The sequence below is a fragment of the Mycobacterium senriense genome, assembly GCF_019668465.1.
Classification (GTDB): domain Bacteria; phylum Actinomycetota; class Actinomycetes; order Mycobacteriales; family Mycobacteriaceae; genus Mycobacterium; species Mycobacterium senriense.
In genome coordinates, this window is record NZ_AP024828.1 from 1 (window position 1) to 13,697 (window position 13,697).

The window sequence follows — 13,697 nt, forward strand, 5'->3', positions numbered from 1 at the left end:
TGAGTTTCGACGGGTTGCCGGTGGTGGCCGGGCTAGTTGTTTGTCGGTGGTGGTTGGGGTTGGAAGGGGTCATACCACCACCAGTTGGCGCGTTCGCCGGTAGGTCCTGGGCAGGGTGGCACCGCGGGCGGGGGTTGAGTGGGTGGGCGCGCCAGCGATCCCGGGCTCAGTGATCGGCCGGTGTTGTCGGTGACGACGAGTGCGTGTGCGGGTCCGGTGATGGTGAGCACGCCACGATGGTGGCACCGGTGGTGATAGGGGCATAACAGCACCAGGTTGGCCAACTCGGTGGGGCCGCCGTCTTCCCAGTGCCGCAGGTGATGGGCGTGCAGACCACGGGTGGCCCCGCAGCCGGGCACCACGCAGGTGCGGTCGCGATGCTCTAGCGCGCGGCGAAGCCGCCGGTTGATCAGCCGGGTCGCCCGGCCGGCACCGATGACCTCGCCGTGGCGTTCGAACCAGACTTCACCGGTGGCATCACAGGTCAGGTAGCGGCGTTCGGCGTCGGTGAGCACCGGACCCAAATGCAGTGCCGCAACACGCTGCTCCACGTCGACATGCACCACCACGGTGGTGTGCTGCCCGTGTGGGCGCCGCGCCGCCTCGGCGTCCCACCCCGCCTCGACCAGGCGCATAAACGCCGCGGCGGTGCCAGGCACCGGGGGCCGCTGAGCTGACGCGGCCGTGCCGTTGGGGTGATCGTGGCGCCACTGGGCGAGCAGCGCATCACGATGCGACGCCAAGGCGGCCTCGAACTTCGCCGCGTCATGGTGGGCCAGGGTGATCCGGTAGCAGCTGCCGTGCTCGTTGGCGCTGGTGGTGATCGAACACTCGAACTCGGGCCCAGGTCCGGGTTCGGGTTGGGGTCGCGGTTCTAGTTTGACCGCGGTGCGCAGCTGAGTGACCGTGGCGCAGCGCGCCAACGCCGCGTAGTGCTCATCAGACCCCGCACCGGCGCGTGCCGCGATGACGCCGACCTGATCCAGCGACAGCCGGCCCTCACGCATCCCTTGAGCGCAGCGCGGGAACTCCTCGAGCCGGCCCGCGATCGTGCTGATGGTGTGCGCGGTTGCCGGCGAACAGCCGGTCTTCCAGGCCACCAACGCCGGCACCGACCGCGCCCCGGTGACCCCGCAGAGCTCATCTCGCTCGATCTCGGCCACGATCTCCACGATGCGCCCATCAATCGCGTTGCGCTGACCGGTCAACTCCGCCAACTCCTCGAACAACACCCCAAGACGCTCACCAGGACTCACCACCACAGCGCCAGCAGATGCGATCGAAGACATAACCCCATCATCGCAGCCACCTACGACAAATCCGGGCCCGCGCCAGTACGGTGGACGCGGCCCGAGGGAACTACATCAACCAGCTTTTGATGAAGTCGCCACCGGGTCGTCGTCGTCCCACAGCAGCAGCTGGCGAACCGCCGGGCGCGGACCGTAGGGCCGCAGCATGGTGCTGGCCGGGCGCGGGCGCACCCGTTGCGGCCACCAGAACCACCGCCCGAGAAGCCTTGCGACAGAAGGCGTCATGAACGAGCGCACGATCAGCGTGTCGAACAAGAGGCCGAGCCCGATCGTCGTCCCGATTTGACCGAGCACCTGAAAACCGCTGAACACGAACGCACACATGGTGACGGCGAAAACGATGCCGGCCGAGGTGACGACGGAACCGGAGCCGGCCATGGCCCGGATTATGCCGGTGTTCAGCCCGGCATGGATCTCTTCCTTGAAACGGGAGATCAACAGCAGGTTGTAGTCGGATCCGACCGCCAGCAACAGGATCACCGCCAGCGCGAGCACGACCCAGTACAGCTGGATGCCGAACATGTACTGCCACACCAGGACTGACAGGCCGAACGAGGCCCCCAGCGACAGGGCCACCGTGCCGACGATCACCAGCGCGGCGATCAGGCTGCGCGTGATGATCATCATGATCAGCAGGATGAGGCTCAGCGCGGCGAACGCCACGATCATCAGGTCGTATTTGGCGCCATCCTGGATGTCCTTGTACGTCGCGGCCGTCCCGCCGACGTAGATGCCCGCCCCGGCCATGGGCGTGCCCTTCAGGGCCTCGTGCGCGGCCTTGGTGATCGGATCGATGTGCGAAATGCCCTCGGGCGTCGCGGGATCGCCCTCGTGTGTAACGATCATCCGGACGGCCTTGCCGTCCGGCGAGAGGAACAGTTTCAGTCCACGCTTGAAGTCGGGGTTGTTGAACACCTCGGGCGGCAGATAGAAGGTGTCGTCGTTCTTGGCCGCGTCGAAGGCGCGTCCCAACGCCGTCGCGTTGTCGATCGCGGCCGCCGTCTGCGCGTAGATGCCGGACAGCGTGGCGTAATTCGCCAGTGTCAGATCGCGATTGGTCTGCTGGCTTTGGATCTGCGGCGGGATCAGCGCCGTCAGTTTGGGCTGCAGCGCGTCGAGCTTGTCGAGCGAGGCCGTGAGGTTCTCGAACTTCTCGGTGAGCTGGTCGATGCCGTCGAGCGCGTCGAACAGCGATCGGAATGCGAAGCAGACGGGAATGTCGTAACAGTGCTTCTCCCAATAGAAGTAACTGCGCACCGGCCGGAAGAAGTCGTCGAAATTCGCGATCTTGTCGCGCAGATCCTGGATCGTGGCGAGCGTGTCGTGAAAGTTCACCGTCTCGTCGTGGGTGGTTCCGGCGAGCTGCTGCTGCAGGGTGTACTGCTGCTTGAGGATGTTGATGGTCTTGCTCAGTTCGTTGGCCTGCTTGAGGGCGTCGTCGGCCCGATCTCGTTGGTACGTCAGGTTTTCCTGCTGCGCCGCGCTGGAATTGCTGACCACGAACGCGAGCGAACTGTGGACGAGCGGGGTTCCCAACGGCCTGGTGATGGTCTGCACCTGCGCGACCCCGGGAACGTGGAACACCGCCTTGGCCACCTTGTCCAACACGAGCATGCTCTCCGGGTTACGCATGTCGTGATCGGTTTCGACCATCAGCAGCTCGGGCTCCAGCCGGGCCCGCGAGAAGTGCTTCTCGGCCGCGGTGTAGCCGATATTGGCCGGCGCGCTGGCCGGCATGTAGGGGCGGGTGTCGTAACTGGTCTTGTAGCCGGGCAGGGCGATCAGGCCGATCAGGGCCAGCGCGCACGCCGCCGCGAGCACCGCACCCGGCCACCGGACGATGGCGGTGCCGATGCGCCGCCAGCCGCGGGTTCGTATCGCCCGCTTGGGATCGAAGATGCCCACCATGGCACCCAGGGTCAGGATCGCGGGTCCCAGGGTGAGCGCGGCGAACAGCGCGACCAGGATACCCAATGCCGCTGGTATGCCCAGACTTTGGAAGTACGGCAACCGGGTGAAGCTCAGGCAGGCCACCGCGCCGGCCACGGTGAGCCCGGAGCCCAGCACGATGTGCGTGGTTCCGTGATACATCGTGTAGAAGGCCTTTTCGCGATCCTCACCGGTGCCGCGCGCCTCCTGATAACGCCCGGCGAAGAATATCGCGTAGTCCGTTCCGGCCGCGATCACCAACAGCGTCAGCAGATTCGTCGCATACGTCGACAGACCGATCACTCCGGCGTTACCCAGAAACGCGACAAGGCCTCGGGCGGCTGACATTTCGATGAGCACCGTGGCGAGCACCAGCAGCGTGGTGAGCACCGAGCGGTACACGAAGAACAGCATCAGCGCGATCACCCCGATGGTGATCCCGGTGACCTTCGCGGTGCCCTTGCTGCCGACGTCGAACTGATCGGAGATCAGCGGCGCCGCACCGGTCACATAGGTCTTGACGCCGGGCGGCGGCTTCATGCGCTCGATGATGTCGCGCAGCGCCCCGACGCCCTCGTTGGCAAACGCCGAGCCTTGATTGCCGGCAAGGTTCACCTGGACATAGGCGGCCTTGCCGTCGCTGCTCTGCGATCCCGCCGCGGTCAGGGTGTCGCCCCAGTAATCCTGGACATGTTGGACGTGTTTGTGGTCCTGTTCGATCCTGCGGACCATCTCGTCGTAGAAGCGGTGGGCGTCGGCGCCCAGGGGTTTGTCGCCTTCCAGCACGATCATCGCCGAGCTGTCGGTGTCGAACTCGTGGAATTTCTCACCGATGCGTTTGATCGCCTTGAGCGACGGCGCATCTGGCGAGTTCAGCGCCACGTTGTGGGTCTTGCCCACGTCTTCCAGCTGCGGCACCGCGATGTTGGTGAGCGCGGCGAGCGCGACCCAGAACAGCAGGATCGGCAACGCGAGCCGGCGGATGGTGCGCGGCACGAACGGCCGCGACTCTTGATCGTTGCTCATCCAGATTTATCCAGACAGAAGGTGTAGGCGTCGACTTTGTTGACGGTGCGTTGGTCTTTCACTTCTCCGTTGACGGTGATGCGACAGCCCAGGGTGTCGCCGTTGCCCTGCGCGACGACGTTGCCGATGACCGCCGGCTCGGTAGAGGTGATGGTGAACGACCACGGCAGGGGCGCGTCCTTGACCTGCTGTGGTTGGGCGTTGACGTCGAGGTAGTTGATGGTCGCGGTCGCGCCCGGTGCACCGAAGACCTCGAGCACGACCTGCTTGGGGTTGAACGGGACGATCTCGTTGGACAGGCCACTGTTGGCCGACGTGCTGGTGTGCGAACCGAAGATTCCGTGCAGGCGATAGATTCCGAATCCGGCAAGCACGACGACCACCACGGCGACGAGCACCATCCACCCCCGCTTCACCAGGGACGCGATCGAAAAGCCTTTCACCCGTTAGCCTTTCGAAGATCGGGCGATAAGATTCCACTCAAGCCAAACACGGCTGCCAACACCGTGAGTGTGATCGACAGCTACGACAGTACGGTACGGGACCGTACTGTACAAGAGACGCGCGCGTATATATTCTCGACGGGCTGCCGGCTCCGACATGCCCGCGCGTTATCCGACGGTCCCGGTCAGGCCCGGGATGAGGTACCCGTCGACGAACGCTTGCACGGTGCGACGGGTCGGCGGGCGTCCGGGCATGATCGACCGGAAGATGAGATAGCCGGGCAACAAGTCCCAGAGCTCGTCGCTGATGACGTCTTCGGCGATCTCGCCCCGGTTGACGGCCTGCTGCAGCACATGCTTGAGCATCGCCTCGCGCTGGTCGAGGAATTGATGCTGCAAGGCATCGTTTAGCGCCGGGTGGCGCGACACCTCCACCATCACCGCGCGGATGGTGCCGGCGTGCTGCCCGCACTCCTGGGTGATCGTCTCCCCCAGGCTCAGCAGGTCGCCACGCAACGTGCCGGTGTTCGGCGGAACGGCCACCTGCCGGACGCCTTCGATGAAGGCCGCCAACACCAGTTCGGCTTTGGACGGCCAGCGCCGGTAGACCGTGGCCTTGCTGGCGCGCGCGGCGTTGGCCACCGCGTCCACCGTCAGCTGGTCATAGCCGTGTTCCTGCAGCAGGGCCAGGGTCACGCCCAGTATCTCGGCCTCGCGCGGTGACCACGGCGACGCGGGCTCACACCGGTCGGCCGTCTGGGTCATAGACCCCACGATAGAGCCGGTCGGGTGTTGCGGACCACTTTCGGCGCAGTCGGCCCCACGAATGTGAATTCGTCAGCGGGAGGACATCAGCGCGCGTTCGATGTCGGCGAGCAGGTCGTCGGTGTCTTCGATGCCCAGCGAGATGCGCGCGAATCCGTCGGCGACCGGGTCTCCCCAGCGGGCCCGGCGATCCACCGAGGTGTGCAGGCCCCCGAAACTCGTGGATGCGATCAGCAGTTCGCTGCGGTCCACCAGCGCGTACACCGCGGCCGCGTCGGCCAGTTCGATGGAGACCAGCGCCCCGAACCGGCGCATCTGGGCCATGGCCACCGAATGTGCCGGGTCGTCGGCCAATCCCGGGTAGCGCACCGACCGCACCGCCGGGTGGCGGGCCAGCATGGTCGCCAGCGCCCGAGCGTTCTGGCATTGCCGTTCGAAGCGCAATCCGGCAGTTGCCATGCTGCGCAACAGAAGCCACGCCTCGAACCCACCCAGGATGGCGCCGGCCAGCAGCCGGTGTCGCTCCACCGCGGCCAGCAGCTCGGGCTGGCTGGTGGCGACGTAGCCGGCCAGCAGGTCACCGTGACCGGACAGGGCCTTGGTCGCACTGGCCACCACCGCGTCGGTGCCCAACGACAGCGGCTGCTGACCCAGCGGCGTGGCGGCGGTGTTGTCGACGACCAAGCGCGCGTTGCGATCCCGGCAGATGCCGGCCAGCCGGTGCACGTCGATCACGTCCAACGCCGGGTTGGTCGGCGTTTCGGCCAGCACCACGTCGGCTTGCGCGGCGGCGTCATAGAGCTGCGCACTCGACGCCTCGACGACCGTCACACCCGCGGGCACCAGGTCTTCGCGGGCGTAGCGGCGCACCTGGTAGTAGCCGTCGGCCGGCACCACCACCGTCGATCCGGGCGTCGCCAGCGCGCGCAGCACGGCGCTGACGGCCGCCATGCCCGAGCCGAACACCCGCGCGCCGGTGGCCCCCTCCAGCTCGGCGAGCGCCGACTCCAGTTGCCGCCAAGTCGGATTGGAGCCGCGGCCGTAATTGTCTGAGCCACCAGATTCGTCGGCGGCCAGGTGATAGGTGGCGGCGAGCACCGCCTGCGGCGCCACCGGATGACCCGAAATCGCCTCGACGTCAATGGCTTTGAGGCTCCGAGTGGAGTCACCGTACCGGCTGCTCATCGGCTCACTCCGCCGGGGCTTCGGGCGGGCCCTCGTCAAGCAGCTTGCGGAAGCCGTCCTCGTCGAGGACGGGCACCCCCAGCTCGATCGCCTTGTCGTACTTGGACCCCGGCGAATCGCCGGCCACGACGTAGTCGGTCTTCTTCGACACCGAGCCGGCGGCCTTGCCCCCGCGCGCCAGGATCGCCTCCTTGGCGTCGTCGCGGGAAAAGCCGTTGAGCGACCCGGTGACCACCACCGTCAGCCCCTCCAGCGTGCGCGCCACACTGGTGTCGCGCTCGTCGGCCATCCGCACGCCGGCCGCGCGCCACTTCTCGACGATCGCGCAATGCCAGTCGACGGTGAACCATTCGGTGAGCGCCGCCGCGATCGTCGGCCCGACGCCTTCCACCGCGGCCAGCCGCTCCGTCGACGCCGACATGATCGAGTCCAGATCGCCGAACTCGGTCGCCAGGGCGCGCGCGGCCGTCGGCCCGACGTGCCGGATCGACAACGCCACCAGCACCCGCCACAGCGCCACCTTCTTGGCCTTGTCCAGGTTGTCGAGCAGCCGTTTGCCGTTGGCCGACAGGGCGCCGGCCTTGGTCCGGAACAGCTCGGTGCGCAACAGGTCGTCCTCGGTAAGGGTGAACAGGTCGCCCTCGTCGGCGATCACCCCGGCCTTGAGCAGCGCGATGGCCGCTTCGTAACCGAGTCCCTCGATGTCGAACGCACCGCGACCGGCGACGTGAAACACCCGCTCCCGCAACTGCGCCGGACACGACCGGGCATTGGGGCAGCGGATGTCGGCGTCGCCCTCCTTGGCCGGCGCCAGCGTGGTGCCGCACTCGGGACACGTGGTGGGCATGACGAATTCGCGTTCGGAGCCGTCGCGCAGGTCGACGACGGGGCCGAGCACCTCCGGAATCACGTCGCCGGCCTTGCGGATCATCACGGTGTCGCCGATCAGCACACCCTTGCGTTTCACCTCGGCGGCGTTGTGCAAGGTGGCCAGCCCGACGGTCGACCCGGCCACCTTCACCGGCGTCATGAAGGCGAACGGGGTGACGCGGCCGGTGCGCCCGACGTTGACGCGGATGTCGAGCAGCTTGGTCTGCGCCTCCTGCGGCGGGTATTTGTAGGCGACTGCCCAGCGGGGCGCGCGGGAGGTGGTGCCGAGCCGGCGCTGCAGCGCGACATCGTCGACTTTGACTACCACGCCGTCGATTTCGTGCTCGAGATCGTAACGGTGTTCACCCCAGTAGCCGATCCGCTCCTCCACCGCGGCGAGGCCGCGCACCCGCGCGGTCTGTTCGGCCACCGGCAGCCCCCAGGCGTTGAGCGCGGTGTAGGCCTCGTGCTGGGTCTTCGGTGCGAACCCCTCGGTGCGGCCGATGCCGTGGCAGATCATCCGCAGCTTGCGGCGGGCGGTGACGGCGGGGTTCTTCTGGCGCAGCGACCCCGCGGCGCTGTTGCGCGGATTGGCGAACGGCGCCTTGCCGTCTTCGACCAGGCTGGCGTTGAGCGCCTCGAAATCGGAGAGCAGGAAGAACGCCTCGCCGCGCACCTCGAGCAGAGCCGGAATCGGGAATTCCTTGCTGGCGGACAGCCGCTCGGGGACGTCGTCGATGGTGCGCGCGTTGAGCGTCACGTCCTCGCCGACCCGGCCGTCACCCCGGGTCGCGGCGCGTTCCAGCCGGCCTTCGCGGTACACCAGCGCCAGGGCGACCCCGTCGATCTTGAGTTCGCACAGGTAGTACGGCTCCTTGCCGACCTCGGTCTCGACGCGGTTGTTCCAGGCCACCAGCTCGTCGCGATCGAAGACGTCGTCGAGGCTCAGCATCCGTTCCAGGTGCTGCGCCTCGCCGAACTCGGTGGCAAAACCCGCCCCGCCCACCAACTGGGTCGGGGAATCGGCCACCCGCAGCTCGGGGTGGCGCTCCTCCAGCGCGAGAAGCTCGTTGAACATCGCGTCGAAATCCGCGTCCGAGACGATCGGCGCGTCCTTGATGTAGTAGCGGAACTGATGTTCACGGACCTCTTCGGCGAGGTCCTGCCACTGCCGGCGAACCTCGGGCGATACCGAATCGGCTTCTGCTGCGCTCACCTTGGCAGGCTATCCGAGGATACCGACGCGAAACCGCGCGCGCTCAGTCCTCGACATAGGCGCGCAACCGATCCACCGCGGCGTCCCACCGCCGGGACAGCTGACTCAGGTACTCGCTGGCCGACGCCAGCGGCTGGGTCCGCACCGTCCAGACCCGCTCGCGGCCCCGCCGGCTGCTCGTCACCAGCCCGACGGACTCCAGCAGCTGCAGGTGCTTGCTGGCCGCTTGCCGGGTAACCGGGATGACGCTGGTGACCTGCGATGTCGAGCTCGGTCCCTGATCGCAGAGCCGCACGATGATGCGCAGCCGGTTGGGATCGCCCAGCGCGTCGAAGAGCGGCGCGTCGACGGCGACACGTCCGCTCATACTCTGGCGCCTTCGATGTACCTGCGCACCAGCGTGGTCTGGATCGCCCAGCCTTCACCGTTGGCCCCGAAGGCTCCCCCGCGGCGCGCCTCGGGAATCGCCTCGAAACCGGATTCGGTGATGGTCAGCAGCACGCCGTCGGGCTGCTCGGACAGGGTGAACTCGACGAGCGTGGTCGGCTCGTGGTCGTAGTCGACGTCGGGGTCGATGGCGAACGGATGCCAGCGGTAGGCGAACCGGCGCCGCGGCTCGAGGGCGACGATCTGCCAGGTGCTGCGCACTCCGGCGTGCGCCTCCTGACGCTCGGCGACCTCACCGTCGACGACGGTCGGGCAGATCGCCGCGGTCACCGATGTCCCGGCGACGAACGGCCCGTCGAAGCGCACCCCGAACCAGCGACCGAACTCCTCGGCGTCGCTGATGGCCCGCCACACCCGCTCCAGCGGCGCGCGCAGCACCACGTGCTTCTCGATCTTCATATGCAACCTCCTGGTTGCCTATCACTTCAGCACGGCGCGCCCAAAAGCGCAACCTGCTGGTTGCCTATCCGATGGCGTCGGGATCCTCGGCGAACATCTCGGCCGCCTTGCGGGCCAGCTCGATCGCGGTCCGCGCCCACTGCGGCGTCGCGCCGGCCAGACCACACGCGGGCGTGACGCCGATGCGGTCGCGCAGCGCCGAACGGGCGAAGCCGAGGCGATCGGTCACCGCGACCACCGCGGCGACCACCTCCTCCGCCGACGGCCGGCGCGGCGGGGCGTTGCCGGCGACCACCCCCAGCGCGACGGTGCGGCCGGACTCCACGAACGCGGCGACACCGTCCAGATCGGCCGCGCTCAGCACGCCTGCATCCACCGAGACGGCTCGAAAGGCACTGCGCTGCAACAGATCCCATGGCAGATCGGGGGCACAGCAGTGCAGCAGCACCTCACCGCCCACCGTTTGGGCGCAGCCGTCGAGCAGGCCCGCGGCCACCTCCTCGTCGATCGGCGCCACCGGGCTCAGCGCGGTCACCCCGGTCAGCCCGCCGCCCAGGGCCTTCGGCAGCGACGGCTCGTCGAACTGCACCACCACCTCCGCCTCGAGCCGGCGCGCCAGCCCCGCGCGGTGCGCGGCGACGCCCTCGGCCAGCGACGCCGCCAGGTCGCGCAGCGCCCCGGGATCGGTGATCGCCCGGTGGCCGTTGGACAGCTCGATCCCGGCGGCCAGCGTGATCGGGCCCGGCGCCTGCACCTTGACCACCCGGCCGTCGTTGCGCAGGCCTGCGGCCTCCCAGGCCTCCTCCAGCGCGTCCATGTCCTCGTCGAGCAGGCTGACGGCGCGGCGGGTGACCGCACCGGGCCTGGCGGCGAGCCGGTAGCCGCGCGGCACCGTGTCGATGGCCACGTCGATCAGCAGCGCGCCGGCCCGGCCGAGCAGGTCGGCACCCACTCCGCGCGCCGGCAGCTCCACGATGTGCGCCAGCGCGCCAGCGAGTTCACCCACGACGACTTCGGCGGCCTGGCGCGCGGCGATGCCGGGCCACGATCCGACACCGCTGGCGTTGGCAAAAGGATGGGTGAAAACACTCACCGGGCAACCGTATTCGACGTCGCACTACGCGCCGGTCGGCAGGGGTCTGTGTGCCGCGGGACGGCGCGGGTAGGTTCAACGCGAAAAGGGGTGCGAAACGTGTCGCAGAAGGCGAAATCGGCGTGGCTACCGGTGCTGTGCGCCGTGGTGGCGCTGGTGGCGGCGTGCACCCGGGTGGTGGACGGGGCGGCCGTGGCGGGATCGGGCGCCAACCGCAGGGTGGTGCAGGGCGTCGACGTCGACACGATCCTGCTGGATCAGTCGCGGATGCGCGCGATCACCGGTGCCGGTGACCATCTGACGATCATCCCGTCGATGGACGGCACCAGCCCGGTGGACATCGACGCGCTGGCCGACACCGCACCGCGCGAGTGCCGGTTCATCTACGCCGAGACCGCGACCTTCGGGCGCGACCTCGAGGCGTTCCACAAGACGACGTTTCAGGACCCACCCGACGGCGCGCTGATCTCCGAAGGCGCCGCGGCCTATCGCGACGCCGACGCCGCCCGGCGCGCCTTCGGCACCCTGGTCGGCACCGTCGGCGACTGCGCGAACGGCTCGAGCGGCCAGCTCTACGTCGGCGACTGGAAAGCCGACGCCAGCTCGCTGCACCTGCGGCCCGGCGGGTGCGGCCGCGACTACCGGATCCTGTCGGTGGCCATGCTGGAGGTCACCTTCTGCGGCTTCGCGCAATCGGTGTCCGACATCGTGATGACGAATATCTCCGCGAACATGCCGCGATAGCCCGGATTCAGCGGGTGGTGCCGGCGATGGTGGCGCTGCCGAGCACCTCGTCACCGTCGGGATCGGGCCGGTACAGCACCAGTGTCTGGCCGCGGGCCACGCCGCGCATCGGCGCGCGCAGCCGCACGAAGACCTCGTCGTCGACCAGTTCGGCTATCGCGCCGGCCGTTTCGCCGTGCGCGCGCACCTGAACCGCGCACTCCACCGGGCCGGACGGCGCGACGCCCGAAGTGAAAACCGGTGTCCGGCCGACCATTTCGCGTATCTCGAGGTCGGCCGCCTCGCCCACGTGCACGGTCGAAGTCTCCGCGTCGATCGCGGTCACGTACCGCGGACGGCCGTCGGGTCCCGGCCCGGCGATGCCGAGCCCCTTGCGCTGCCCGACGGTGAACCCGTGCACGCCGTCGTGCTCGGCGAGCACGGTGCCGTCGGCGTTGACCACCGCACCGCGGCGCACCCCGATGCGCTCGCCCAGGAAGGCACGGGTGTTGCCCGACGGGATGAAGCAGATGTCATGGCTGTCCGGCTTTTCCGCGACGGTCAGGCCGCGCCGGGCGGCCTCGGCCCGGATCTGCGGCTTGGGGGTGTCCCCGATGGGGAACGCCGCGTGGCGCAGCTGCTCGGCGCTCAGGACCGCCAGCACGTAGGACTGGTCCTTGTCGTGATCGACGGCGCGGCGCAGCCGGCCGTCCGAGAGCCGGGCGTAGTGGCCGGTGGCCACCGTGTCGAACCCGAGCGCAATGGCCTTCGCAGACAGCGCCGAGAACTTGATCTTCTGATTGCACACCACGCACGGGTTGGGGGTTTCGCCGCGCGCATACGACGACACGAACTCGTCGATGACGTCCGCCTTGAACCTCTCCGCGAAATCCCAGACGTAGAACGGGATCCCGAGCACATCCGCGACGCGGCGCGCGTCGGAGGCGTCTTCCTTCGAGCAGCATCCCCGCGAGCCGGTGCGCAGCGTGCCGGGCGCCGTGGACAGCGCCAGGTGCACGCCGACGACGTCGTGTCCGGCGTCGACCATCCGGGCGGCGGCGACCGACGAGTCGACGCCACCGCTCATCGCGGCAAGCACCTTCACTTAGGACGCCCCCGCGGCGGCCAGCGCGGCGCGACGGGCGCGGTCCACCGCCCCGGGCAGTACCCGCAGCACCGCGTCGACGTCGGCGTCGACACTGGTGTGCCCCAACGACAGTCGCAAGGACCCGCGGGCGCTGGTCGCGTCGGCGCCCATCGCGATCAGCACGTGCGAGGGCTGAGCGACGCCTGCGGTGCACGCCGACCCCGTAGAGCACTCGATTCCGTTGGCGTCCAACAGCATCAGCAGCGCGTCGCCCTCGCAGCCGCGGAACGTGAAGTGCGCGTTGCCGGGCAGGCGCAGCGGATCGCGTGCCCCGTTGAGGGTGACGTCCTCGATGCCGCCCAGCACCCCGTCGACCAGCCGATCGCGTAACGCCCGCAGCCGGGCGCTGTTGACCTCGAGCCCGTCGACCGAGATCCGGGCCGCCGCCGCCATTCCGACCGCCCCGGCGACATCGGCGGTGCCCGAACGGATGTCACGCTCCTGCCCGCCTCCGTGCGCCAGCGGCACGCACGCGACGTCGCGTCGCAGCAGCAGCGCACCCACCGCGGGCGGGCCGCCGAACTTGTGCGCGGTCACGCTCATCGCCGACAAACCGCTGGCGGCGAAGTCGACCGGCAGCTGCCCCACGGCCTGAATCGCGTCGCTGTGCATCGGGACGCCGAATTCGGCCGCGACGGCGGCGAGTTCGGCGGCCGGCAGCACGGTGCCGACCTCGTTGTTGGCCCACATCACCGAGACCAGCGCGACGTCGTCGTGGCGGGTGAGCACCTCGCGCAGCGCCGCCGCCGACACCGACCCGTCCGCGGCGGTCGGAAGCAAGGTGACCTCGGCGCCCTCGTGTTCGACGAGCCAGTTCACCGAGTCCAGCACGGCGTGGTGTTCCACCTCGCTGGTGACGATGCGCCGGTGCCGCGGCTCGGCGTCCCGGCGGGCCCAGTAGATGCCCTTGACCGCCAGGTTGTCGCTCTCGGTGCCGCCGGCGGTGAAGATGACCTCCGAGGGCCGCGCGCCGAGCCGGTCGGCGATCAGCTCGCGGGATTCCTCGATGCGGCGCCGCGCCGCGCGGCCGCTGGTGTGCAGCGAGGACGCATTGCCGACCGTGCCCAGCACACCCGTCATCGCCTCGACGGCGGCGGGGTGCATCGGGGTGGTGGCGGCGTGATCCAGGTAGACCATGACGCGA

12 protein-coding genes are annotated in these 13,697 nt (G+C 68.8%); 1 reads left to right on the forward strand and 11 read right to left on the reverse strand.

Annotated features, from left to right (window positions below; all coding sequences use genetic code 11):
- Positions 1-32: 32 nt before the first annotated feature.
- The 9 genes from MTY59_RS00005 to MTY59_RS00045 all read right to left on the reverse strand — a co-directional run bounded on the left by MTY59_RS00005 (position 33) and on the right by MTY59_RS00045 (position 10,683).
- The gene (locus MTY59_RS00005; RefSeq protein WP_221043866.1) at positions 33-1,289 is read right to left on the reverse strand and encodes an HNH endonuclease signature motif containing protein; all 1,257 of its coding nucleotides are present in this window, start codon (positions 1,287-1,289) and stop codon (positions 33-35) included.
- A gap of 75 nt (positions 1,290-1,364) precedes the next feature.
- Positions 1,365-4,265 (reverse strand): MMPL/RND family transporter, encoded by a 2,901-nt coding sequence (locus MTY59_RS00010; protein WP_221043867.1) that lies wholly within the window; start codon positions 4,263-4,265, stop codon positions 1,365-1,367.
- The gene (locus MTY59_RS00015) at positions 4,262-4,708 is read right to left on the reverse strand and encodes an MmpS family transport accessory protein (RefSeq protein WP_221043868.1); all 447 of its coding nucleotides are present in this window, start codon (positions 4,706-4,708) and stop codon (positions 4,262-4,264) included. The genes MTY59_RS00010 and MTY59_RS00015 overlap by 4 nt, the downstream gene beginning before the upstream one ends.
- A gap of 168 nt (positions 4,709-4,876) precedes the next feature.
- Complete coding sequence (locus tag MTY59_RS00020) at positions 4,877-5,473, reverse strand: TetR/AcrR family transcriptional regulator (RefSeq protein ID WP_221043869.1); 597 nt, start codon at positions 5,471-5,473, stop codon at positions 4,877-4,879.
- Between the two features lie 72 nt (positions 5,474-5,545).
- Positions 5,546-6,658 (reverse strand): cystathionine gamma-lyase, encoded by a 1,113-nt coding sequence (locus MTY59_RS00025; protein WP_221043870.1) that lies wholly within the window; start codon positions 6,656-6,658, stop codon positions 5,546-5,548.
- Positions 6,659-6,662: 4 nt separating this feature from the next.
- Positions 6,663-8,744, reverse strand: coding sequence for an NAD-dependent DNA ligase LigA (gene ligA, locus MTY59_RS00030; protein WP_221043871.1), 2,082 nt, complete (start codon positions 8,742-8,744; stop codon positions 6,663-6,665).
- Between the two features lie 43 nt (positions 8,745-8,787).
- Positions 8,788-9,111: an ArsR/SmtB family transcription factor gene (locus MTY59_RS00035; RefSeq protein ID WP_221043872.1), complete on the reverse strand. Its 324-nt coding sequence runs from the start codon at positions 9,109-9,111 to the stop codon at positions 8,788-8,790.
- Entirely contained in the window at positions 9,108-9,590 is a 483-nt protein-coding gene (locus MTY59_RS00040) for an SRPBCC family protein (RefSeq protein WP_221043873.1), read from the reverse strand. The genes MTY59_RS00035 and MTY59_RS00040 overlap by 4 nt, the downstream gene beginning before the upstream one ends.
- A gap of 64 nt (positions 9,591-9,654) precedes the next feature.
- A complete protein-coding gene (locus MTY59_RS00045; protein WP_221043874.1) occupies positions 9,655-10,683 on the reverse strand; it encodes a uroporphyrinogen decarboxylase/cobalamine-independent methonine synthase family protein in 1,029 nt (342 codons plus the stop codon).
- Between the two features lie 99 nt (positions 10,684-10,782).
- Between MTY59_RS00045 and MTY59_RS00050 the strand changes: the two genes are divergently transcribed.
- Positions 10,783-11,427 carry a sensor domain-containing protein gene (locus tag MTY59_RS00050; RefSeq protein ID WP_221043875.1) on the forward strand — a complete coding sequence of 215 codons (645 nt, stop codon included), beginning with the start codon at positions 10,783-10,785 and terminating at the stop codon, positions 11,425-11,427.
- A 7-nt stretch (positions 11,428-11,434) separates the two neighbouring features.
- On the opposite strand, the gene mnmA is transcribed toward MTY59_RS00050, so the two are convergent.
- On the reverse strand, positions 11,435-12,511 hold the full coding sequence (mnmA, locus tag MTY59_RS00055; RefSeq protein ID WP_221043876.1) for a tRNA 2-thiouridine(34) synthase MnmA: 1,077 nt from the start codon (positions 12,509-12,511) through the stop codon (positions 11,435-11,437).
- Entirely contained in the window at positions 12,512-13,690 is a 1,179-nt protein-coding gene (locus tag MTY59_RS00060; RefSeq protein WP_221043877.1) for a cysteine desulfurase family protein, read from the reverse strand.
- Positions 13,691-13,697: the final 7 nt, after the last annotated feature.

What these genes read in the sequence shown, in the direction of transcription:
- MTY59_RS00060 (WP_221043877.1), bottom strand. Translation starts at nt 13,690, where the DNA reads ATGGTCTACCTGGATCACGCCGCCACCACCCCGATGCACCCCGCCGCC.
- MTY59_RS00010 (WP_221043867.1), bottom strand. Translation starts at nt 4,265, where the DNA reads ATGAGCAACGATCAAGAGTCGCGGCCGTTCGTGCCGCGCACCATCCGC.
- MTY59_RS00005 (WP_221043866.1), bottom strand. Translation starts at nt 1,289, where the DNA reads ATGTCTTCGATCGCATCTGCTGGCGCTGTGGTGGTGAGTCCTGGTGAG.
- MTY59_RS00035 (WP_221043872.1), bottom strand. Translation starts at nt 9,111, where the DNA reads ATGAGCGGACGTGTCGCCGTCGACGCGCCGCTCTTCGACGCGCTGGGC.
- MTY59_RS00040 (WP_221043873.1), bottom strand. Translation starts at nt 9,590, where the DNA reads ATGAAGATCGAGAAGCACGTGGTGCTGCGCGCGCCGCTGGAGCGGGTG.
- MTY59_RS00020 (WP_221043869.1), bottom strand. Translation starts at nt 5,473, where the DNA reads ATGACCCAGACGGCCGACCGGTGTGAGCCCGCGTCGCCGTGGTCACCG.
- MTY59_RS00025 (WP_221043870.1), bottom strand. Translation starts at nt 6,658, where the DNA reads ATGAGCAGCCGGTACGGTGACTCCACTCGGAGCCTCAAAGCCATTGAC.